Origin of the sequence: Streptomyces sp. NPDC092296 (assembly GCF_044755465.1) — a bacterium.
In the GTDB taxonomy this organism is placed as follows: domain Bacteria; phylum Actinomycetota; class Actinomycetes; order Streptomycetales; family Streptomycetaceae; genus Peterkaempfera.
Window position 1 is genome coordinate 1,387,070 of sequence record NZ_JBIVRB010000001.1, and the last position, 22,172, is coordinate 1,409,241.

The following is a 22,172-nucleotide window of genomic DNA, read 5'->3' on the forward strand; positions in this document are numbered from 1 at the left end:
GCCGCCCCGGGCCCCACGGTGGGAGCCCGGACCGACCGGGTGCGGAACAACCGACCCGCGCGGGGTCAGGCCTTCTTGGTCTCCCAGAAGATCTTGTCGATCTCGGCGATCAGGTCCAGCAGGGCCTGGCCGGTCGCCGGGTCGGTCGACGCCTTGGCGGCGCTGCCGGCCTTCAGGGCGTCGTTGAACAGCTGGTGCAGCTGCGGGTACTTCTCGAAGTGCGGAGCCTTGAAGTAGTCGCTCCACAGCACCGAGAGGTGGTGCTTGGCCAGCTCGGCCCGCTGCTCCTTGATGACCACGGCGCGGGCGCGGAAGTGCGGGTCCTCGTTGGCCTGGTACTTCTCCTGGACCGCCTTCACGGACTCGGCCTCGATCCGGGCCTGAGCCGGGTCGTACACGCCGCAAGGCAGGTCGCAGTGGGCGTGCGCGGTGACCCTCGGTGCAAACAGACGAGAGAGCATAGGAGTCCTTCCTCCGTGATCGTCTTCCCGGTGCGAGATTACCCCGCATCCGGTCCCGTTTCGCGCTTGCCCCTGGGGTCCTAGGGCAAAAGTCGGAGTGCGGCGGACGCCCCGCCGTACGCGGTCGCGTGGCGCGCGGAGGCATGCGGGATGCTGGTGTCTGGACGGGATGTCTGGGGACCGGGTAGGTGTGAGTCATGGCGGTGAAGCGGCAGCAGGGCGGTGACCCGTTCGGGGCCGGCCAGGTGGTCGAGGAGGAGCCCGAGGGCGGCCGGGGGCAGGCCCCGCTGGGGGTGGTGGACGTCGCCGGGCCCTCGATGCTGCCCGCCCTGCGCAACGGCGACCAGGTGCTGGTGCGGTACGGGGCGCGGCTGCGGCCGGGCGCGGTGGTGGTCGCCAGGCACCCGCTGCGGCAGAACCTGCTGGTGGTCAAGCGCGCGGTGGAGCGGCGGCAGGGCGGCTGGTGGCTGCTGTCGGACAACGCCTTCGTGGAGGGCGACAGCCGCGACTTCGGCGCGGTGCCGGACGAACTGGTGCTGGGCCGGGTGCTGCTGCGGCTGCGGCCGGACCCGGCGTGGCTGGCGCCGACGGGGTGGCTGGAGCGGGTGCTGCGGCGGCGGCCGCTGGGCCGGGTGCCGGGGCTGGCGGCCAGGCTCGGGGTGTTTCCCCGGATCAGCCCGGAGATGTGACTCGCGAGGTGACTCGCGAGGTGACTCGCGAGGTGACCCGTGAGGTGACCCGGGACGTGACCGGCTGGGCCGGTTCCCGCTGCTCGTCGGCGGCCTCCTGGCGTTTGCGGGCGCGGTAGGCGGCGACGTTCGCCCGGGTGGCGCAGCGGTCGGAGCAGTAGCGCCGGGAGCGGTTGGTCGAGGTGTCCAGGTAGGCGTTGCGGCACGGGGCCGCCTGGCAGATGCCGAGCCGGTCGACGCCCAGCCCGGTGAGGTGCATCGCCAGCCCCATCGAGGCCAGCGCGGCGTAGGTGGCGGTCGCGGTGGCGGCGCTGTCCGCGAGGTGCAGGTGCCAGCGCGGGCGGCCCTGCTCGTCCAGGTAGTCGTGGCCGGAGATCACCGGGCTGACCGGGTACTCCACCAGCAGGCCGTTGAGCAGGTCCACGGCGCGTACCTGGTCGCCCTCCGAGGCCGCCTCGAAGACGGCCCGCAGCCTGCCCCGTACGGCGCGCAGCCGGGGCAGGTCGGAATCGTCCGCCAGGCCGGCCGCCCGGCCGGTGCCGCCGAAGAGCTGCCGGACCGCGTCGATCGAGGTGAGCGCGTCGGTGCCGCGTACCGGCTCCTCGCTGTTCACCAGACGCACGGCGTACTCGGCATAAGAGGCGAGTTCCACGGGTGGTCCTTACTGATCGCTGTCCGGCATCCACGATGCCCTAGCCTGCCCTGTAATGCACCGAACCCTACCCAGCCTATTACCTCTGGCGGGTGGAAACCGGCCGAGGACGACATCATGCCGGGTACCGCCGACGCCGACGGCCGAACCGCTGCAACCCCCGGACCGTCCCACGGCACTGACAAGGCCGAGGGGCCGCCCAGCCGGGCGGCTCGCGAAAAGCGGAAAGGGGAGGGGATGGCGCACGACGAACAGGCGCTGCACGACTTCGTCGCCGGGCGGCGCACCGCGCTCTTCCGCAGTGCCTTCCTGCTGTGCGGCGACCGGGACGAGGCCGATGACCTGGTCCAGTCGACGCTGGTCAAGGTGATCCTGGGCTGGCGGCGGCTGGGGCGGCTCGACAACGTCGAGGCGTACGCCAGGCGGACGCTGGTCAACACCTTCATCTCGTCGCGGCGGCGCTTCTGGCGCCGGGAGCGCCCGTACGGGGAGCTGCCGGAGCAGTCCCAGCCGGGCCACGACAGCGACCTGGGGCTCTCGGTGCGGGCGGCGCTGGCCACGCTGCCCGCCAAGCAGCGGGCGGTGCTGGTGCTGCGCTACTGGGAGGACCTGAGCGTGGAGACCACCGCCGCACTGCTGGGCATGCGGCAGAACACGGTCAAGAGCCACACGGCACGGGGAGCTGCGGCCCTGCGGGCGCTCCTTCCGACGGAAGCTTTCGCACGGCAGAAGGAGACGGTATGAACGCGGAGCGGGAGGCGGCACCCGTGCGGGAGCTGCTGGACGAGGCGGTCGCGGGCGTCGGCCCGGTGGCCGGCGCCGGGACGGCGGAACTGTTCGCGGCGGCCGCCAGGGTCCGCCGCAGGCGGCGGGCGACCGCGACGGCCGGGGTGGCCGCGCTGGTGGCGGCGGGCGCGGTGCTGGCCCCGCAGCTGGGCTCGCCCTCGGCCCCGCCGCAGCGGATCGCGGTGGCGGCGCAGAAGACCCCGGCGGCGGGCGGCGTGGTGGCGGCGGCGTACCTGGAGAAGCTGCTGCCGGGGGCCGGCGACATCCGGAGCACGCCGCTGGAGTTCGGCCCCGGGAAGGTCATCAGCGTCACGCCGGTGCACGGGGCGCTGGAGGGCACCTACGCGGTGCGCAAGGGCGGCGGGACGGGCTTCGTACTCATCACCCTGATGTCCGCCGCCGAGGTGAAGCAGAAGCTGGGCATCGGCAAGTACCTCGAACCCGGCTACAACCCCTGCCCCGAACTGGTGCTGGACGGCACCACCACCGGCTGCACCAACCAGCTGCTGCCGCAGGGCCGCCTGACCACGTACCAGTACAAGACGGAGCGGAACGGCAGGACCGAGACCGAGTACACGGCCAACCTGCTGCTGCCGGACGGCCGGCGGCTGTCGGTCCTGGCCGGCACCGGCCTGGTCTCACTGGGCAGGCCGCTGGCCACCCCGGCGCTCACCAGGGCCGAGCTGCGCACGCTCGCCCTCGACCCTAAGCAGCTGGAGAAGCCCTGACCCGACGGTGGCCCGGCCCCGCCCGGGGGCGGGGCCGGGCCACCGTACGGGCGGCGGTCAGAGCACCTTGGACAGGAACGCCCGGGTGCGCTCGTGCCGGGGGGCGGTGAGTACGTCGCGCGGGTGCCCGGCCTCGACCACCACGCCGCCGTCCATGAAGACCAGCGCGTCGCCCACCTCGCGGGCGAAGCCCATCTCATGGGTGACCACGACCATGGTCATGCCGTCCTCCGCGAGCAGCCGCATCACGTCCAGCACATCGCCCACCAGCTCCGGGTCGAGCGCCGAGGTGGGCTCGTCGAAGAGCATCAGCTTGGGCTCCATCGCCAGCGCGCGGGCGATGGCGACCCGCTGCTGCTGGCCGCCGGAGAGCTGGGACGGGTAGCTGCCGCCCTTGTCCGCGAGGCCGACCCGCTCCAGCTGGTGTTCGGCCCGCTCGCGGGCGGCGGCCTTGCTCTCGCCCTTGACCTGGACCGGCGCCTCCATGACGTTCTCCAGCGCCGTCATGTGCGGGAAGAGGTTGAACCGTTGGAAGACCATGCCGATGCCGCGCCGCTTGAGCGCCACCTCCCGGTCCTTCAGCTCGTACAGCCGGTCGCCCTGCTGCCGGTAGCCGACCAGGTCGCCGTCCACCCAGAGGCGGCCGGCGTCGACCTTCTCCAGGTGGTTGATGCAGCGCAGGAAGGTGGACTTGCCGGAGCCGGACGGGCCGATCAGGCAGAGCACCTCGCCGGATGCCACCTCCAGGTCGATGCCCTTGAGCACCGCGAGCGACCCGAAGGACTTGTGCACGCCCTCGGCCCGCACCATGGGGGTGCCGGTGGGGTCGGACTTCTTGGCGGGGTCGGTCATCGGAGCGTGCCTCCCGGAGCGCGCAGGGAGAACAGATTGGCCTTGATCTTCTGGAGCGGGGTGGGCGGCAGCGTCCGGGAGGAGCCGCGTGCGTAGCGCCGCTCCAGGTAGAACTGGCCGATGCTGAAGACCGTGGTGAGCAGCAGGTACCAGAAGCAGGCGACGAAGAGCAGCTCCATCACCGCCAGGTTGTTGGTGTAGACGTCCTGGACCTTGAGCATCAGCTCGGGGTAGGTCACCACATAGGCCAGCGACGAGGTCTTCAGCATGTTGATGAACTCGTTGCCGGTCGGCGGGACGATCACCCGCATCGCCTGCGGCAGCACCACCCGGCGCATGGTCTGGCCCTTGGACATGCCGAGCGCCTGGGCGGCCTCGGTCTGGCCCTCGTCCACCGACTGCAGGCCGGCCCGGACGATCTCGGACATGTACGCGCCCTCGTTGATGCCCAGGCCCAGCAGGGCGGCCACCAGCGGGGTGATCACCTTGTTGGTGTCCTGGCCGAACATGGTGGGGAAGACCAGCGCCAGGTTCCACCAGATCAGCAGCTGGACCAGGACCGGGGTACCCCGGAAGACCCAGATGTAGAGCTGCGCCACGGCGGACATCACCGGGTTGCCGGACATCCGCATCATCGCGGAGACCACGCCGAGCACCAGGCCGAGCAGCATGGCGACGACGCTGATCAGCAGGGTGTTCCCGGCGCCGGCCATGATCTGGGAGTCGAACAGGAAGTGGCCGCTGGTCTTCCAGTGGATCTTGGCGCCGGCGAAGGCGAGCACCAGGGCCACCAGCACGGCGACCACCACGACCGCGGACACCCAGCGGCCGTAGTGCCGCACCGGGATCGCCGTGATCGGCTGCTGTGGGGAGGGCGGGGTGGCGGGCTCCGGTGTCTCCGGGGCCTTGTCGAGCGGGATGGTCACGGAAGGGTGCCTCTCGGACGGGCGGAAGCGGACGAGCCGTCCGGCCCGGCCGCGCGGCCGGGCCGGAGGAGGATCAGGAGCCGCCGTTGAGCTGCGCCGAGGTGACGGCGCCCTGCTGCACCTGCCAGTGCTCCAGGATCTTGGCGTACTCGCCGTCGGAGATCAGCGCGTCCAGCGCGGCCTTGACCGCGTCCCGCAGCTGGGGGTTCTCCTTGGACACGGCGATGCCGTAGAGGCCGGCCTGGATCTGCTCGCCCACCACCTCGAAGTCGGCGCCGTTGCCGGAGGTCTGCACGTTGTACGCGGCCACCGGGAAGTCATTGAGGTCGGCCACCGCGCCGCCGCCCTTGATCTTCAGCAGTGCCTCGCCGTCGTGCGCGTACGCCTGGATGGTGAGCTTGCCCTTGCCGTCGGCGGCGCACTTCTTCGCCTGCTCCTTGGCGATGTCCTCGTTGGTGGTCGCCTTCTGGAGGGCGACGGTCCGGCCGCAGAGGTCGTCCAGGGTCTGGATGTGCTCCGGGTTGCCCTTCTTGACCAGGATCGAGGTGCCGGCCCGGAAGTAGTCGACGAAGTCGACGCCGCTGCCCTGGCGCTCCTTGGTGTCGGTCATGGCGGACATGGCCAGGTCGAAGCGCTTGGAGCTGAGGCCGGTGATCAGGGTGCCGAAGTCGGCGTTCTGGATCTGGAAGGTCACCCCCAGCTGCTTGCCCAGCGCCGCCGCCAGGTCGGGGTCGATACCGACCGTCTTGCCGCTCTGCATGAACTCGACCGGCGCGTAGGCGACCTCGGAGCCGACCTTGACCACGCCGGACTTCTGGATGTCGGCCGGCAGCTTGTCGAAGAACGGGGCCTTGGCCGAGGTTGTCGACTGGTCGGCCGGGCTCTTGGCGGTGCCCTGGCTGCCGCAGGCGGTCAGGGCGAGCGAACCGGCCGCCAGCAGCGCGCCGGTGGCGAGCAGACGGTGGCGGAGGGGGCGTGCGGTCATGTGGTGGATCCTCCTGGTGGGAGAGGTCTTCGCGGCGTGTGCGCGGTGGCGCGACGCAAGGCGGAGCGCGTCGGGGCGGTGCTTGGGGCCGTGGTAGTGCGCGCTGTACTCGTGAGCCGTTCCGTGACCAGTGGTGAAACGGCATCTTGCCATCGCGGTACCGCTGAACGGACTGTCAGCCGGATCAAAATCGGATAACGGGCACCACTTCCCGGGGCTGTCTGTCCTGTTCATGCCGTCCGTGTTGGATCGTTCCTGCCCGCCCACACCGCCCGCCAACGCCGACGGTGTGCCAAAATCGGGTAACGGGTGACCCCCGTAGCCGCGAGCAGGCCGCCGGATCGGGATCGATCCGGGGTGTACGGGACCGGAAGTCGACGATGTGACTCCGGAGCCCAGGCACCCTTCCGCGCCTGCCCGCCGACACTGCCGATGGCCGCCGGACGCCCGCGTTCCCCTGCCGACGCAGTGCCTGCTTTCCCGCCGGGCACCTGCCCTGCGACCGGCCCGTGCGAGCCGGTGACCGCCGCAAGGGTGACGGCCGGGCCATGGCGATGAAAGGCACCCGTACGGGGCCTTTGCCCGCTTTAGGCTCGGACCGGCACCCAGCGGAAGCACCAGCAGATCAACCGAACCCTCAACTCCGAGGGCGCCGTCCGGCAGCGGCGCCCCCGTCTCTCCGGTACCGCTGCGGCGTACCCGGGGGCCGGGGCCGCGCGCCGTCCGACCACCGCCCTCGACGACGAAGACGAAGAGGTCATCGTGGCAGCGGAGATCATCCATTCCCCGTCTACGGACACCGGCGATCCCATCGACCAGGTGTTCGCGCTCCACCGTGGCGGCAAGCTGGAGGTGCGCGCGACCGTCCCGGTGCGCGACGCCGACGACCTGTCCCTCGCGTACACCCCCGGCGTCGCCCGGGTCTGCACCGCCATCGCCGAGCAGCCGGAGCTGGTGCACGACTACACCTGGAAGTCCACCACGGTCGCCGTGGTCACCGACGGCACCGCCGTGCTCGGCCTGGGCGACATCGGCCCGCAGGCGTCGCTGCCCGTGATGGAGGGCAAGGCGATCCTCTTCAAGCAGTTCGCCGGCGTGGACGCGGTGCCGATCGCGCTGGACTGCACCGACGTGGACGAGCTGGTGGAGACCGTCGCCCGGCTGGCTCCCTCGTTCGGCGGCATCAACCTGGAGGACATCTCGGCGCCGCGCTGCTTCGAGGTGGAGCGCCGGCTCCAGGAGCGGCTGGACATCCCGGTCTTCCACGACGACCAGCACGGCACCGCCATCGTCACGCTGGCCGCGCTGTGGAACGCCGCCCGGGTCACCGGCCGGGAGATCGGGCAGCTGCGGGCGGTGATCAGCGGCGCGGGCGCGGCCGGTGTCGCGATCGCCAAGATCCTGCTGGAGGCCGGGATCGGGGATGTGGCGGTCTGCGACCGCAAGGGCGTGGTGCACGAGGGCCGCGAGGACCTGACCACCGTCAAGCGGATGGTCGCCGAGCTGACCAACAAGGCCCGGCTGACCGGCAGCCTGGCCGACGCGCTGGACGGCGCGGACGTCTTCGTCGGCGTCTCCGGCGGCACCGTGCCGGAGGAGGCGGTGGCCCGGATGGCGGAGGACTGCCTGATCTTCGCCATGGCCAACCCCACCCCGGAGATCCACCCGGAGGTCGCCCACCGCTACGCGGCGGTGGTGGCCACCGGCCGCTCCGACTTCCCCAACCAGATCAACAATGTGCTGGCCTTCCCCGGCATCTTCGCCGGCGCCCTCCAGGTGCGGGCGTCCCGGATCACCGAGGGGATGAAGCTGGCGGCGGCCGAGGCGCTGGCCGCGGTGGTCGCGGACGAGCTGTCCGCCGAGCGGGTGATCCCCAGCCCGTTCGACGAGCGGGTGGCGCCGGCCGTCACCCGGGCCGTCGCGGAGGCCGCGCGGCGCGAGGGCGTCGCCCGGCGGTAGCCCGGAGACCGGAGGGCGCCCCGGACCCGGGCGGCTCCGGGCAGGGCGGCTCTGGGCAGGGCGGCTCTGGGCAGGGCGGCTCTGGGCAGGGCGGCCCCGGACGGGGGAGCCCCGGCGGCCGGGCGGTGGACCAGGCGGTGGAACTCACACCGTGGCATGGTTCCCCGCCCCGGCCGCCGGGGCTAGGGTCCGCAGCATGTTCGCTGCCTATGCCGCCCGTACCGACAGCCAAGACCCGCTCAGCGGGCTCGAACTGGGGGAGCGTCCGGAGCCGGAGGCCCGGCCCGGCTGGAGCGTGGTCACGGTACGGGCCGCCTCGCTCAACCACCACGACCTGTGGTCGCTGCGCGGCGTCGGGCTGCCGCCGGAGCGGCTGCCGATGATCCTGGGCTGCGACGCGGCCGGGGTCGACGAGCACGGCAACGACGTCGTGCTGCACTCGGTGATCGGCCAGTCCGGGCACGGGGTGGGGCCGGAGGAGCCACGGTCCATCCTCACCGAGCGTTACCAGGGGGCGTTCGCCGAGCGGATCGCGGTGCCCACCTGGAACCTGCTGCCCAAACCGGCCGAGCTCTCCTTCGAGGAGGCCGCCTGCCTGCCCACCGCCTGGCTGACGGCGTACCGGATGCTCTTCACCAACGCCGGGGTGAAGCCCGGTGACACCGTGCTGGTGCAGGGCGCGGGCGGCGGGGTCGCCACCGCGCTGATCGTGCTGGGCAAGGCGGCCGGGCTGCGGGTCTGGGTCACCAGCCGGGACGAGGCCAGGCGGGCGCGGGCGCTGGAGCTGGGCGCCGACGCGGCCTTCCCCAGCGGGGCGCGGCTGCCGCAGCGGGTGGACGCGGTGCTGGAGACCGTCGGCGCCGCGACCTGGGCGCACTCGGTGAAGGCGCTGCGGCCCGGCGGCACCCTGGTGATCTCCGGCGCCACCTCCGGGTCCAACCCGCCGACCGCCGAGCTGACCCGGATCTTCTTCTTGGAGCTGCGGATCGTCGGCTCCACCATGGGGACCAAGGAGGAGCTGGCCGGGCTGCTGGCGCTCTGCGCCAACTCCGGGGTGCGGCCGCTGATCGACACCGTGCTGCCGCTGGCACGGGCCAGGGAGGGCTTCACCCGGATGGCCGCAGGAGACGTCTTCGGCAAGGTCGTCCTGACGCCCTGAGCCCGACACTCCTGAGCCCGACACTCCTGAGCCCGACGCCGCTGAACCCGACGCCGCTGAGCCGGGCCGGGGGCAGCGGCCGGAGCCGGTGCCCCCGGGCAGTCACCGCCGCCGCAGCCGGGCGGCCGCCTCGGCCAGTACGGCACCGGCCCGCGCCAGCTGGGCCGCCGTGACCCCGTCGTCCCGGGCGGCGTCCCTGACCCGGTCGCGGAACCGGTCGAGCAGCCGCTCCAGCTCCCGGGCCGGCTCGCCCGCCGGGTCGGTACGGGCCCAGTCGGGCAGCGGGGCGGCCGGGGTGTCCCGGCTGTCCGGCCCGGCGCCGGAGTCGTCCGGGTCCGTCTGGTCCAGATCGATCTTGTCTGGGTCGACCTTGTCTGGGTCGACCTTGTCTGGGTCGATCTTGTCCAGGTCGATCCGGGTGACCGTCACCGAGCCGGGCGACTCCGGCGGGGACGGCGGCTGCGGCGGGGCGCCCCAGCGGCCGGGGTCGGCCAGCCCGGCCAGCCCCTTGGTCAGCTCGGACAGGCCCTCGGCCAGGCCGGTCGGCCAGTCGCCGCGCGCCACATGCTCCCGTACGTGCTGCTCCACCCGCCGCTGCAACCGCCGCGCCTCCGCCTGGGCGGCCGTCCGGACGGCCTGGGCCTGCTTCAGCTGGTCCTTCGCCTGCTTGGCCTGCTCCTTGGCCTGTCTGGCCTGCTCCTTCGCCTGGACCCGGTAGCGGGCGTACTCCTCCTTGGCCCGCTGCCACGCCTCCTTGTCACCGAAGGCGTCCTCCCACCGGCCGCCGCCGGTCGGCGCGCCGCCGCCGGAGCCGCTGCTGCGGGACTCCCTGGCGGCGCGCCGCATCTCCTCGCGCAGGTCCTTGGCGGAGTCCCGGACGTCCTCGCGGATGGCGTCGGCCAGCTGCGACACCGAGTCGCGGATCTCCACCTCCAGCTCGGCCAGCTCACCCTGCCGGGAGGCCAGCTCGGCCCGGCCCGCTTCGGTGATCCGGTAGACCTTGCGGCCGCCCTCGGTGCTGTGGGTGACCAGGCCCTCCTTCTCCAGCTTGGCCAGCCGGGGGTAGACCGTCCCGGCCGAGGGTGCGTACAGGCCGTGGAAGCGCTCCTCCAGCAGCCGGATCACCTCGTAGCCGTGCCGGGGCGCCTCGTCCAGCAGCTTCAGCAGGTACAGCCGCAGCCGCCCGTGGGCGAAGACCTGGCTCATGCCTTGTCACCCTCCTTGGTGAGATCGAGCCCCGGAGCGGTGTCCTCGGGCTCGTCGGCCGGCGGTCGGCGCAGCAGGGCGACCGAGCCGGAGACGGTGGTGACCTGGAGCCGGCCGGTACCGGCGCCGAGTCGGCCGGAGAGCCGCTTGGCGCCCCAGGAGCCGCCGAGCCGCAGCTCCTCGAAGGCGCTGGAGACCTGGCCGCTGTTGGTGCCCGCCTCGACCTCGGTGTCGGCCGGCTGCGGCACCCGTACCGCGACCTCGCCGGAGACGGTGGTGAGCCGGACGTCGGCCGGGCCCCGGCCGTCCAGGTCGACGGTCATCGAGCCGGTCACCGAGTTGGCGCTCAGCTTGGCGGCGGTGCCCTCGACCACGGTGAGGTCGCCGGAGACGGTGTGCACCCGCAGGTCACCGGAGACCGTCTGCGCGTCGACGCCGCCGGAGAGCGAGTTGACCTCCACCGGGCCGGCGACCCGGACCAGGGCGATGTCACCGCCGACACTGCGGACGGTGACCCGGCCGTCGATGCCGGAGACCACCGCGTCCGCCGTGACGGTGCCGACCTCCACCCGGGCGTCGGCCGGGACGGCGACGGAGACCACCGCGTGCCGCTTGCGGCGCCAGGAGTCGACGAACGCGGAGAGGCCCTTGCCGGACAGCTGCTGCCAGGAGAGGTCCCGCCAGGCGAGGTCGGGATAGCCGACCGTCAGGACGCCGTCCACCAGGGTCACCTGCAACGGGACACCGTCGAGCTCGGCGACCTCCAGCCGCGCCGGTCCCTCGGTGGCGACGACATTGACCGTGCCGCCGACGGTGCGCACCTGGAGGCCGCTCACCGCCTGGTCGAAGCTGATCTTCTCTGGTCCGCTGACGGTCCACTCTGGCATGGCTGGTCCTCCCGTGGCTGCGCCGGGTACGACATATCGCGTCCCGCTGCTCAACACGATATATCGCGTCGTCCGGAAGTCAAGCGCACTCTTCCGGAATCGGCCCGCCGGAACGCCGGACCGCCGCCGACCCCTGGATCGGGCCGACGGCGGTCACTGGTCACGTATGAGGGGGATCACCCGACGGACCGGGTCAGTCGTCGTCGTCCTCGTCGTCGAGCCGGGCCAGCCAGGTGGCCAGCCGCTCGACCGGGATCTCGAACTCCGGGTTGAGGTCCACGAACTCGCGCAGGCGCTCGGACAGCCACTCGAAGGTGACCTCCTCGTCGCCGCGCCGGCTCTCCAGCTCCTCGATGCCGCGGTCGGTGAAGTACACGGTGCGCTCCGGACGGAAGGGGGAATCCAGCGATCAGGATAGACCGGGCCGGTCAGCTGTCGTTGCGGTAGTAGTCGACGGTGATCCGCGCGCTGTAGTCGTCCGAGGACGTCTGGAGCACCTTGACCACCGAGACGTCGCCCGTGCTGCGCGAGCGCAGGCAGAACAGCCGGCCGGCCGGGGTGTCCTCGAAGTCGACCGCGCCGACCGGCTCCCGGTCGATCGCGCTGGAGCACTGCTCGGGGGTCAGCGTCGGCTGCTTGGTGATGTACGCGTCGGTGTTGTCCGGCAGCTCGAAGCCCGGCTGGCTGTTGGTGCCCAGCGTCCACTCGCCGCTCTCCGGGACGACCTTGCCGGTCTTGAGGTCGAAGTAGTGGTTGTAGTCCGGTACGGACAGGGTGCGGCCCTTGTAGACGGCGGTGTACGTGGGCACCGCGGCGGCCGGGGAGTCGCCGGTCCGGTCGTCGTCGGGGCTTCCGCCGTCCTGGCCGTCGTCGGAGGGCGTGGCGTCGGTGACCGGGTCGGCGGGTGCGTCGGTGGCCGGGTCGGTGGTCGGGTCGGCGGTCGGGTCGGCGGGCGGCGCGGACTGCCGGGTGGAGGCGCCCGGGGTCGGGGAGGTGCCGTGCCGCTCGCCGGCGGTCGGGGTCCGGTCGTCGCTCCGGTCGAAGTGCCGGCTCAGCGCCACCCCGCCGACGATCCCGGCCAGCGCGGTGACGGCGGCGACGGTGAGCAGCACCTTCGCCGAGACGCCGCGCCGCCGCTCCGGCGGCTCCGGCCGCGCTGCGGGCCCGGGGGCGGCGGTGGTCACCGGCGTGGGCGGCGGGGTGTCGTACGAGAACGCGGGGGCCGGCGGCGGAGTGTCCTGGCGCAGCGGCACCGTCGGCTGGGGCTGGGTCGGCTGGGGGTGGGCCGGCTGGGGCTGGGCCGGCTGGGGGTGGGTCGGCGGCGGCCCGAAGACGCCCTGCACCGGCTGGACCTGCGGCGTGGGGACGTGGCTGGGCATCGGCGGCGCCGAGGGCACCGGCGGCCGCTCGGTGGCGTCGGCGGCGGTGGGCGCGCTCGGCGGCGGGGTCTTCGGCAGGTCCGAGCGGCGGGTGATCTCGGTGTTGACCGGCGAGGGCAGCCAGTCGTCGGAGAAGCGCAGCGCGCCGCCCACCGCCGGGTGCTCCCGGCACAGCCGGATGATCTCGGCGGGCTGCGGGCGGTCCTCCGGCGCCTTGGCCAGGCAGCGCAGTACCAGCTCACGCAGCTCGGCGGGGCAGTCCGCCAGCTCCGGCTCCTCGTGCACCACCCGGTACAGCACGGCGGTGTCCGGCCCTTCCCCGAACGGGGAGCTGCCGCCCGCCACATACGCCGCCAGCGCGCCCAGCGCGAAGACATCGGTGGCGGGTGAGGCGGAGCGGCCCAGTGCCTGCTCCGGCGCCATGAAGGCGGGCGAGCCGATCCGGTAGCCGGTGCCGGTGAGCGCGGTGGCGTCGGCGGCCCGCGCGATCCCGAAGTCGATCACCCGGGGGCCGTCGGCGGCGACCAGCACATTGGCGGGCTTGAGGTCGCGGTGCACCACCTCGACGCTGTGGATCGCCTGGAGCGCCTCCGCGATGCCGCCCATCAGCAGCAGCACGGTGCGCACTGGCAGCGAGCCGTGTTCGCGCACCACCTGCTGGAGGGAGGGGCCGGGGACGTAGGCGGTGACCAGCCACGGCGACTCGGCGTCCGGCCCGGCGTCGATCACCTCGGCGGTGTAGAGGCCGTGGATGCGCTGCGCGTTGGAGACCTCCTGTCGGAACCGCCGCCGGAACTCGGAGTCCTCCGCGAACTCCGGCCGCACCACCTTCAGCGCCACCGGCCGCCCGCCGGGCGTGTACGACAGGTAGACCCGGCCCATGCCGCCGGAGCCCAGCCGGGCGAACAGCCGGTAGCCGCCGACCTCGCGCGGGTCCTCGGCCGCCAGCGGCTGGAAGACGGGCGCGGCGGGTGTCGAGCGGCCGGCTGAGTCCGCAGGCCGCCGGTCCGCCGGGGGGTCGGCCGGGTCGGGTTCGAGCCTGGGATCGTCGGTGGGCATGCGGTTCTCTCCCCCTGCTGGCGTGGGCACGGCAGACGGTACGTTAGCGATCCCGCTGTCCCCACCAGGCACCCGGATCTCTTTGGTTACGCAACAGCGACCTTGACGATCCGTCTCCCGACGACAGCCCCGCCTGACCGGACACGACCGGGCCCGGTCACCGCAGTGCTGCGGTGACCGGGCCCGGTCGCGCTGTCCTCGGGTGCCTCGGGGCCGGGGAGCCCCGGAGGGGTGTCAGAGGGTGTCAGAGGGAGAAGACGTCGTCCACCAGCTGCTGCTGCTCCTGCTGGTGCCGCTTGAGCGACCCCACCGCCGGGGCGGAGGAGGCCGGGCGGGCGACGCGGCGCAGGCGGGAGCCGTCGGCGTTCCGTCCGACGACCACGTCCAGGTGGTCGATCAGGTTGAGCGCGATGAACGGCCAGGCGCCCTGGTTGGCCGGCTCCTCCTGCGCCCAGACGAACTGGACGTCCTCGCCGTACTTGCCCAGCTCCGCCTGGAGCTCGGTGACCGGCAGCGGGTAGAGGCGCTCGACGCGGACGATGGCCGTGTCGGTGATGCCGCGCTCGGTACGGGCGGCGGCCAGGTCGTAGTAGACCTTGCCGGCCGTGATGACGACCTTGCGGACGCCCGCCGGGTCCACCGAGTCGTCCCCGATGACCGGGCGGAAGCCGCCGCTCAGGAACTCCTCGGTCCGCGACGCCGCGGCCTTGAGCCGGAGCATCGACTTCGGGGTGAAGACGATCAGCGGCTTGTGGTGCGGGTTGTGGACCTGCCAGCGCAGCAGGTGGAAGTAGTTGGACGGCAGCGTTGGCATGGCGACGGTCATGTTGTTCTGGGCGCAGAGCTGGAGGAAGCGCTCCGGGCGGGCCGAGGAGTGGTCCGGTCCCTGGCCCTCGTAGCCGTGCGGCAGCAGCAGGGTGACGCCGGAGGTCTGGCCCCACTTCTGCTCGGCGGAGGAGATGAACTCGTCGACCACGGTGGAGGCGCCGTTGACGAAGTCGCCGAACTGGGCCTCCCACATCACCAGCGCGTTCGGCCGGGCCAGCGAGTAGCCGTACTCGAAGCCCATCGCCGCGTACTCGGAGAGCAGGCTGTCGTAGACGGTGTACCGGGCCTGGTCCTCGGCCAGGTAGAGCAGCGGGGTGTAGTCCTCGCCGGTCTTGCGGTCCACCAGCACCGCGTGCCGCTGGCCGAAGGTGCCGCGGCGGCTGTCCTGGCCGGCCAGCCGGACCGGGTGGCCCTCCATCAGCAGCGAGCCGATGGCCAGCGTCTCCCCGAGCGCCCAGTCGATGGTGTTGTCCTCGACCATGGCGGCGCGGCGCTGGAGCTGCGGCAGCAGACGCGGGTGGACGGTCAGCCAGTCCGGCAGGTTGACCTGCGAGGCGGCGATCCGCTTGACGGTCTCCTGCGAGATGCCGGTGTCCACCGCGACCGGGAAGTCCGGCAGCGGCGAGGCGGCCGGGGCCGCCTGCGGGACCGCGTCGCGGACCTCGGCGAAGACCTTCTCCAGCTGGCCCTGGAAGTCCTGGAGCGCCTGCTCGGCCTCTTCCAGGGTGATGTCGCCGCGCCCGATCAGGCCCTCGGTGTAGAGCTTGCGCACCGAGCGCTTCTTGTCGATCAGGTCGTACATCAGCGGCTGGGTGAAGGACGGGTTGTCGGCCTCGTTGTGACCGCGTCGGCGGTAGCAGATGAGGTCGATCACGACGTCCTTGTTGAACGTCTGGCGGAACTCGAAGGCCAGCCGCGCGACGCGGACCACGGCCTCCGGGTCGTCGCCGTTGACGTGGAAGATCGGCGCCTCGATCATGCGGGCCACGTCGGTGGAGTACATCGAGGAGCGGGAGGCGGCCGGGGCGGCGGTGAAGCCGACCTGGTTGTTCACCACGATGTGCACGGTGCCGCCGGTGCGGTAGCCGCGCAGCTGCGACATGTTGAGCGTCTCCGCGACCACGCCCTGGCCGGCGAAGGCCGCGTCGCCGTGGATCTGGAGCGGCAGCACGTCGAAGGCGGTGCCGGCCTTGTCCAGGATGTCCTGCTTGGCGCGGGCGATGCCCTCCACCACCGGGTCGACCGCCTCCAGGTGCGAGGGGTTCGCGGCCAGCGAGACCTTGATGGTCTCGCCGTCCAGACCGGTGAAGGTGCCCTCGGCGCCCAGGTGGTACTTGACGTCGCCGGAGCCGTGCATCGACTTGGGGTCGAGATTGCCCTCGAACTCCGCGAAGACCTTGCCGTAAGGCTTGCCGACGATGTTGGTCAGCACATTGAGCCGGCCGCGGTGGGCCATGCCGATGACGGCCTCGTCCAGCTTGTGCTCGGCCGCCGCGTCCAGCACCGCGTCCAGCAGCGGGATCAGCGACTCGCCGCCCTCCAGCGAGAACCGCTTCTGGCCGACGTACTTGGTCTGTAGGAAGGTCTCGAACGCCTCGGCGGAGTTCAGCCGGCGCAGGATGCGCAGCTGCTCCTCGCGCTCCGGCTTGGCGTAGTGGTTCTCCACCCGCTCCTGGATCCAGCGGCGCTGCTTGGGGTCCTGGATGTGCATGTACTCGATGCCGACGGTGCGGCAGTACGAGTCGCGCAGCACGCCCAGGATGTCGCGCAGCTTCATCATCCGCTTGCCGGCGAAGCCGCCGACGGCGAACTCGCGCTCCAGGTCCCACAGGGTGAGGCCGTGCTGCACGACGTCCAGGTCGGGGTGCTTGCGCTGCTTGTACTCCAGCGGGTCGGTGTCGGCCATCAGGTGGCCGCGCACCCGGTAGGAGTGGATCAGCTCCATGACGCGGGCGGTCTTGTTGACCTCGTCGTCGTGGGTGGCGGCCACGTCGGTCGCCCAGCGGACGGGCTCGTACGGGATGCGCAGCGACTCGAAGATCTCGTCGTAGAAGTCCTGGCCGCCCAGCAGCAGCTGGTGGATCTGGCGCAGGAACTCGCCGGAGGCGGCGCCCTGGATCACCCGGTGGTCGTAGGTGGAGGTGAGCGTCATCACCTTGGAGACGCCGAGCCGGGAGAGGGTGTCCGGCGCGGAGCCCTGGAACTCGGCCGGGTACTCCATCGCGCCGACGCCCAGGATGGTGCCCTGGCCGGGCATCAGGCGCGGCACGGAGTGCACGGTGCCGATGCCGCCGGGGTTGGTCAGCGAGACCGTGACGCCGGTGAAGTCGTCCATGGTCAGCTTGTTGGCGCGGGCGCGGCGGACGATGTCCTCGTACGCCTGCCAGAAGCCGAAGAAGTCGAGCGTCTCGGCCTGCTTGATCGCCGCGACGACCAGCTGCCGGTCGCCGTTGGGCTTGACCAGGTCGATGGCCAGGCCCAGGTTGACGTGCTCGGGCTTGACCAGGAAGCCCTTGCCGTCCTTCACCGTGTAGCTGTGGTTCATGCCGGGCATGGCCTTCAGCGCCTGCACCATGGCGTAGCCGATGATGTGGGTGAAGGAGACCTTGCCGCCGCGTGCCCGCTTGAGGTGGTTGTTGATGACGATGCGGTTGTCGATCAGCAGCTTGGCCGGAACGGCACGCACCGATGTGGCGGTCGGCAGCTCCAGCGAGGCGTCCATGTTGGTCGCCACCGCCTTCGCCGGGCCGCGCAGCGGGACCAGCTCGGGGCCGCTGGGGCCCTCGGCGGGCGCGGCGGCGGCAGCGGGCTTGGCGGGCGCGGCCTTCGGCGCGGGCGGCGCAGCCGCCGGAGCCGGGGCCGGCGCCGGGGTGGCAGCGGCGGCGGGTGCCGGAGCCGGGGCCGCGGGGGGCGCGGGCGGCGCAGGCTGAGGGGTCCCCGCGGTGGCCGCCGGCGCGGGGGGCGCGGCGGCGGGAGCAGGGGCGGGGGCGGCGGCGGGGGTCGGCGCGGAAGCGGCGGCCTGGGTCGCGGCCTGGGTCACAGAAGTCACCTCGGTACCGGGCTTGTAATCGGCGAAGAAGTCCCACCAGGCGCGGTCGACGGAGTGCGGGTCCTGGAGGTACTGCTGGTAGATCTCGTCGACAAGCCATTCGTTGGGGCCGAAGCCCGCTGAGCTGGTCGAGCTGTTGGAGGTATTCGGGGACTGTGGCGACACGGCGCTAACCGCCCTCTTCCGCTTCCTTTTGGGATGGTGGACAGCGGAGAACAAGGCTACGCCCCTGGCATGTGATCGCGCAGTTCGCGGGGCCTGTCGTCGCCCAGATCACATCTGCGGCGGCCAATTTGGCGTGAAAGATGCGTTAGAACCGGTCAGCTGCTGGGAAGGGGCGCCGCCGAGCTGGGTCCGGATACCCCACGATAACGGACAAAACGGTAAGGGTGGGTGGTTCCGGAACCGGGCTGTGGCCCGTCGGCGGCCCGATTGTCCCGGTTCTGTGTCAAACGTGCATCGGAGGCCCGCCCGGAAGGGTGACCACAATCCGGCAACCCCGCGCCGCCTCCGCGACCCGGATCTGCCCGCCGTGCAGATCCACCGCCCAGCGCGCGATGGCCAGCCCGAGCCCGGTGCCGCCGTCGCTCCCGGGACCGGCGGCGGTGGAGGCGGTGCCCCGGCCGAACCGCTCGAAGACCCGCGCCCGGTCCTCCTCCGGGATGCCGGGGCCCTCGTCCAGCACCTCCAGCACCAGCCCCTGCGGCTGCCGGCCGGCCAGCGCCCGCACGGTCACCGTGCCGCCCGCCGGGCTGTGCTTGCAGGCGTTGTCCACCAGGTTGGCGACCACCTGGTGCAGCCGCTCCGCGTCGGCCACCGCCGTCAGCCCGTCCGGCGTCACCTGGAGGTCCAGCGTGACATCGGTACGCCGCTTGGTGGCGCCGCCCGAGGTGGAGCCGTCCACCGTCACCCCGCGCAGCACCCCGGCCAGGAACGGCCGCACCGCGAACTCACGGGCGTCCAGCGGGACCACCCCGTCCGAGATCTTGGACAGGTCCAGCAGATGGGCGACCAGCCGCCCCAGCCGCTCGGTCTGCTCCAGCGCGGCCGACATGGTGGCCGGATCGGGCCGCACCACGCCGTCCACCACGTTCTCCAGCACCGCGCGCAGCGCCGCGATCGGGGTGCGCAGCTCGTGCGAGACATTGGCGACCAGCTCGCGCCGGTGCCGGTCGGCGGCCTCCAGGTCGGCGGCCATCCGGTTGAAGGTGGCGGCCAGCTCGCCGACCTCGTCCCGGGAGGTGGCCCGGACCCGGCGGCTGTAGTCGCCGGCCGCCATCGCCCGCGCGGCCGCCGTCATGTCGCGCAGCGGCGAGGTCATGCCGTGCGCGACCAGCTGCATGAACAGCAGCGAGGCGATCATCGAGAAGATCATGATCACCCGGATGCGGGTGTCCGACTGCACCGCGATCACGACCATGCCGCTGGCGACCACCACCGAGACGATCACCAGCATGGCCAGCTTGGCCTTGATGGACCGCATCGGGTCCAGTGGCCGGATGTCGCTCCACAGCCGCCTGGCCAGCCGGGCCACCAGGCCCGGCTGCGGGCGGTCCCGGCCGTCGATGAGTTCGCCGGCCCGGTCCGGCGGCCCGCCGTACGCCTCGTCGCCGTACGCGTACTGGTCGCAGCCGTACGGGTGCTGCCCGTACGGGTGCTGGTCGTACGGGCGTGGGGCGGACGTGCGCCCGGAGTACGTCATCGCTGCCCCTCGTCGTTCCCGGTCACCGTCGTTCCCGGCCGCCGTCGTCCCCGGCCGCCGTCGTCCCCGCTCACCGGCCCGCCGCCCCGGCTCAGAGGGCGGGGGCCTCCAGCGCGTAGCCGACCCCGTGCACCGTACGAATCCAGTTGGCGCCGATCTTCCGGCGCAGCGCCTTGACGTGGCTGTCCACGGTGCGGGTGCCGGAGGCGTCGGTCCAGTCCCACACCTCGGCCAGCAACTGCTCGCGGGTGAGCACCGCACGCGGCTGCTGCGCCAGACAGGCGAGCAGGTCGAACTCGGTCGGGGTCAGATGCACATCGCCGCCGGTGACCCGGACCCGCCGCTGCACATGGTCGATCTCCAGGTCACCGAGCCGGATGGTGCCGCCGACCGGCGTGCGGGCGGCCATCTGCGCCCGCTCCACCCGCCGGAGCAGCACATTCACCCGGGCGGCCAGCTCCCGCATCGAGAACGGCTTGGTCATGTAGTCGTCGGCGCCGACCCCGAGGCCGACCAGCAGGTCCGTCTCGTCGTCGCGCGCGGTCAGCATCAGCACCGGGACCGGCCGCTGCGCCTGGATGCGGCGGCACACCTCCAGTCCGTCGAAGCCGGGCAGCATCACATCCAGGATCACCAGGTCCGGCTGCCAGGTCTGGAAGCAGTCCACGGCGTTCGGCCCGTCGTGGGAGACGGCGACCTTGAAGCCCTCCGCGCCCAGCCGGGCGGCGATGGACTCCGCGATCGTCGGTTCGTCCTCCACGACCAGCACCCGCCGCTGCGCACTCGGGTTGCCGATCTCCTGCTGCATCTCTGTCACGGTCACGCCACCGCCCCCAGGGCCTGCGGCCCGATCGCCCCTGCGAGAGGTCCCCGGTACCGCTCGTCGATTCTTCCGTCAGCTCCAGCCACGGTGCCGCGCGTCCGCCGCCCTGCCCGGCTCGCCGGGCCCGGAGCGTGGGACTCCGGACCCGCCGGTGACCGGCGGCTGCGCCGAGCGGGCCGCCGTGTGCAGCTGCGTACGGGACGTGTCTCCCCGCAGCGTCCGGACGCGACCGGTCCGCCGACGCCGTGGGAACGGCACAGCCCGACACCTTACCCAGATCATTTCACTCGTGATGCCAGGTACACGACATCAGGTGCACCCCGCTCCACGTGCACGTCCAGTTGCCGCACCTGCTGGAAGCGGGCCCGCAGCCGCTCCTCGAACTCCGGCGCGGGCGCGGCGCTCCACACGGCCAGCACACCGGAGGGCGCCAGCACCCGCTGGAGCACGGTCAGCCCGGCGAACCCGTACAGGCCGCCGTTGGCGTCGGTGACCGTCCAGTCCGGACCGTTGTCGATGTCCAGGCAGACGACATCCCAGTGGTCGGTGGTTCCCCGCAGCTGGTCCAGCAGGTCGGCGGCGACCACCTCGGTACGCGGATCGTCCAGCGCCCCGGCCGAGAAGCGGGCCAGCGGACCGGAGTGCCAGTCCACCACCGCCGCCTCCCGCTCCAGCACGGTGATCCGGGCCGGCGCCGGGTCGGCCGCGGCCTCGGCGAGCGAGAAGCCCGCCCCCAGGCCGCCGATCAGCACCGCCGGGCGGGGGACCGCCGCCGCGTCCAGCGCCGCGCGCACCAGCAGCCGCTCCGAGCGGCCGTCGGCGGTGTCCATCAGGAAGCAGCCGTTGGCGATGATCTCGTACACCTCGTCGGGGCTCTCGCCGCGCTGCCGCAGCACGATCTCCCCGTACGGGCCGTCGCGGCGGTCCAGCACCCGGGTGGTGCGCTCCGCCGTTCGGGCGACGAGGGCGGCGAGGGACGGCTGGGTGGCGGAAGTCACAGGTGAGACCCTTCGTGGACGGAGCGGACGGGCGCGACACGCCCATCCTGGGGGGTCGTGCGGATGCCGGTCCACTCATTCAGTCCTCATCCGGCCGCCCTACGGTGGAACCGGAAGCGCACGACGCGGTCGGGCGCCCGGGGGACGCGCCGGGCGCCTGCCCGGGGCCAGCAGCGACGGAGGCCGGGATGGCGGAGAGCCGACAGAGCCCGCTCCGCCCGCTGGGCGGCGCCGGCCGACTGCACCGGCTGCGCCGGGCGGTGCGGCGGTGCGGATCGCCGCTGCGGGCGCTGCGGGTGCTGCCGGGGCCCCGGCGGACGCCGTTCACCTTCTGGTACCTGGTGGTGCTGCTCGGCACCGCGCTGTACGCCCGGTTCGGTGACCCGGAGTCGGTGCGGGCGGCGGTGGCCGGTTCCAGCAGCGACGGCTGGCATCTGCTGCACACCCCCCTGCGGGTGCTGGCGCTGAGCGCGCTCTGGGTGGCCGGGCCGCTCTGGTCGCCGTACCTGGTGGCCTTCACCGCGACCCTGGCGCCGCTGGAGCGGCGGATCGGCCCGCTGCGGACCGCGCAGGTCTTCGCCATCGGCCATGTGATCGCCACCCTGATCTCGGAGCTGCCGATCGCGCTGGGGGTGCTGGCCGGGCTGCTGGCCCCCGGTGAGCTGCACCGGATCGACGTCGGCGTCAGCTACGGCGTGCTGACCTGCCTGGGTGCGGTGGCCGGGCTGCTGCCCCGGCGGCTGCGGGTCGCGGTGCCGCTCGGTGCCGCCGCCGTACTGGTGCACCAGGTCTTCACCGGCGACGACCCGGTCACGGCGGTGGGCCACCCGGTGTCGCTGCTGGTCGGGCTGGTCTGCTGGCCCTGGGTGCGGCGGTGGGCGGCGGCGCGGGTCCCGGAGCGGGGCCCCGGCGGGGCCACCCGCTGCCCGGAGCTGAGCCCGGCCGGGCCTGCCCGTTCCTAGGGCCCGCCGGCTCTTGTTCGCTCATAGTGAACAGCGGAACACCGAGGTGGTCGCCGGACCTTAGTCAGGTCAACTCAACTTC

The 22,172-nt window shown here is 72.6% G+C and carries 19 protein-coding genes; 6 read left to right on the plus strand and 13 right to left on the minus strand.

The annotated features are described in order from the left end of the window. Window positions 1-65 precede the first annotated feature (65 nt). Window positions 66-461 carry a superoxide dismutase, Ni gene (gene sodN / locus ACIQGZ_RS06455; RefSeq protein ID WP_402599683.1) on the minus strand — a complete coding sequence of 132 codons (396 nt, stop codon included), beginning with the start codon at window positions 459-461 and terminating at the stop codon, window positions 66-68. Window positions 462-658: 197 nt separating this feature from the next. Here sodN and sodX point away from each other — a divergent pair, with 197 nt between their 5' ends. Continuing rightward, complete coding sequence (gene sodX, locus ACIQGZ_RS06460) at window positions 659-1,150, plus strand: nickel-type superoxide dismutase maturation protease (RefSeq protein ID WP_402599684.1); 492 nt, start codon at window positions 659-661, stop codon at window positions 1,148-1,150. Here sodX and ACIQGZ_RS06465 read toward each other — a convergent pair. Further along, the gene (locus ACIQGZ_RS06465; protein ID WP_402599685.1) at window positions 1,134-1,802 is read right to left on the minus strand and encodes a CGNR zinc finger domain-containing protein; all 669 of its coding nucleotides are present in this window, start codon (window positions 1,800-1,802) and stop codon (window positions 1,134-1,136) included. The two genes, sodX and ACIQGZ_RS06465, sit on opposite strands and share 17 nt — an antisense overlap. 237 nt (window positions 1,803-2,039) lie before the next feature. Between ACIQGZ_RS06465 and ACIQGZ_RS06470 the strand changes: the two genes are divergently transcribed. Next, entirely contained in the window at window positions 2,040-2,546 is a 507-nt protein-coding gene (locus ACIQGZ_RS06470) for a SigE family RNA polymerase sigma factor (RefSeq protein ID WP_402599686.1), read from the plus strand. After that, entirely contained in the window at window positions 2,543-3,316 is a 774-nt protein-coding gene (locus ACIQGZ_RS06475) for a hypothetical protein (protein WP_402599687.1), read from the plus strand. The genes ACIQGZ_RS06470 and ACIQGZ_RS06475 overlap by 4 nt, the downstream gene beginning before the upstream one ends. A gap of 57 nt (window positions 3,317-3,373) precedes the next feature. On the opposite strand, the gene ACIQGZ_RS06480 is transcribed toward ACIQGZ_RS06475, so the two are convergent. The 3 genes from ACIQGZ_RS06480 to ACIQGZ_RS06490 all read right to left on the minus strand — a co-directional run bounded on the left by ACIQGZ_RS06480 (window position 3,374) and on the right by ACIQGZ_RS06490 (window position 6,079). Continuing rightward, window positions 3,374-4,168, minus strand: a complete 795-nt coding sequence (locus ACIQGZ_RS06480) for an amino acid ABC transporter ATP-binding protein (RefSeq protein ID WP_402599688.1) — start codon at window positions 4,166-4,168, stop codon at window positions 3,374-3,376. Continuing rightward, complete coding sequence (locus tag ACIQGZ_RS06485; RefSeq protein WP_402599689.1) at window positions 4,165-5,094, minus strand: amino acid ABC transporter permease; 930 nt, start codon at window positions 5,092-5,094, stop codon at window positions 4,165-4,167. Before ACIQGZ_RS06485 ends, ACIQGZ_RS06480 begins: the two co-directional genes overlap by 4 nt. A gap of 73 nt (window positions 5,095-5,167) precedes the next feature. Then, a complete protein-coding gene (locus tag ACIQGZ_RS06490) occupies window positions 5,168-6,079 on the minus strand; it encodes an ABC transporter substrate-binding protein (protein WP_402599690.1) in 912 nt (303 codons plus the stop codon). A gap of 762 nt (window positions 6,080-6,841) precedes the next feature. Between ACIQGZ_RS06490 and ACIQGZ_RS06495 the strand changes: the two genes are divergently transcribed. Together ACIQGZ_RS06495 and ACIQGZ_RS06500 are read left to right on the plus strand one after the other, a co-directional pair. Next, window positions 6,842-8,038 carry an NADP-dependent malic enzyme gene (locus ACIQGZ_RS06495; protein ID WP_402599691.1) on the plus strand — a complete coding sequence of 399 codons (1,197 nt, stop codon included), beginning with the start codon at window positions 6,842-6,844 and terminating at the stop codon, window positions 8,036-8,038. 196 nt (window positions 8,039-8,234) lie between these two features. Next, window positions 8,235-9,197: a zinc-binding dehydrogenase gene (locus tag ACIQGZ_RS06500; RefSeq protein WP_402599692.1), complete on the plus strand. Its 963-nt coding sequence runs from the start codon at window positions 8,235-8,237 to the stop codon at window positions 9,195-9,197. 102 nt (window positions 9,198-9,299) lie between these two features. On the opposite strand, the gene ACIQGZ_RS06505 is transcribed toward ACIQGZ_RS06500, so the two are convergent. From ACIQGZ_RS06505 to ACIQGZ_RS06540, 8 genes are all read right to left on the minus strand, one after another. Beyond that, window positions 9,300-10,403: a helix-turn-helix transcriptional regulator gene (locus tag ACIQGZ_RS06505; protein WP_402599693.1), complete on the minus strand. Its 1,104-nt coding sequence runs from the start codon at window positions 10,401-10,403 to the stop codon at window positions 9,300-9,302. Further along, window positions 10,400-11,290, minus strand: coding sequence for a DUF4097 family beta strand repeat-containing protein (locus tag ACIQGZ_RS06510; RefSeq protein WP_402599694.1), 891 nt, complete (start codon window positions 11,288-11,290; stop codon window positions 10,400-10,402). The genes ACIQGZ_RS06505 and ACIQGZ_RS06510 overlap by 4 nt, the downstream gene beginning before the upstream one ends. A 193-nt stretch (window positions 11,291-11,483) precedes the next feature. Beyond that, window positions 11,484-11,666 (minus strand): DUF6104 family protein, encoded by a 183-nt coding sequence (locus ACIQGZ_RS06515; protein ID WP_402599695.1) that lies wholly within the window; start codon window positions 11,664-11,666, stop codon window positions 11,484-11,486. 52 nt (window positions 11,667-11,718) lie between these two features. Beyond that, window positions 11,719-13,728: a protein kinase gene (locus tag ACIQGZ_RS06520; RefSeq protein ID WP_402599696.1), complete on the minus strand. Its 2,010-nt coding sequence runs from the start codon at window positions 13,726-13,728 to the stop codon at window positions 11,719-11,721. A gap of 244 nt (window positions 13,729-13,972) precedes the next feature. Next, a complete protein-coding gene (locus ACIQGZ_RS06525; RefSeq protein ID WP_402599697.1) occupies window positions 13,973-17,770 on the minus strand; it encodes a multifunctional oxoglutarate decarboxylase/oxoglutarate dehydrogenase thiamine pyrophosphate-binding subunit/dihydrolipoyllysine-residue succinyltransferase subunit in 3,798 nt (1,265 codons plus the stop codon). A 283-nt stretch (window positions 17,771-18,053) separates the two neighbouring features. Next, window positions 18,054-19,307: a sensor histidine kinase gene (locus ACIQGZ_RS06530; RefSeq protein ID WP_402599698.1), complete on the minus strand. Its 1,254-nt coding sequence runs from the start codon at window positions 19,305-19,307 to the stop codon at window positions 18,054-18,056. 91 nt (window positions 19,308-19,398) lie between these two features. Further along, the gene (locus ACIQGZ_RS06535; protein ID WP_402599699.1) at window positions 19,399-20,115 is read right to left on the minus strand and encodes a response regulator transcription factor; all 717 of its coding nucleotides are present in this window, start codon (window positions 20,113-20,115) and stop codon (window positions 19,399-19,401) included. Window positions 20,116-20,408: 293 nt separating this feature from the next. After that, window positions 20,409-21,128 carry a spermidine synthase gene (locus ACIQGZ_RS06540; RefSeq protein ID WP_402599700.1) on the minus strand — a complete coding sequence of 240 codons (720 nt, stop codon included), beginning with the start codon at window positions 21,126-21,128 and terminating at the stop codon, window positions 20,409-20,411. 188 nt (window positions 21,129-21,316) lie between these two features. Between ACIQGZ_RS06540 and ACIQGZ_RS06545 the strand changes: the two genes are divergently transcribed. Then, window positions 21,317-22,090, plus strand: a complete 774-nt coding sequence (locus ACIQGZ_RS06545) for a rhomboid-like protein (RefSeq protein WP_402599701.1) — start codon at window positions 21,317-21,319, stop codon at window positions 22,088-22,090. Window positions 22,091-22,172 lie beyond the last annotated feature (82 nt).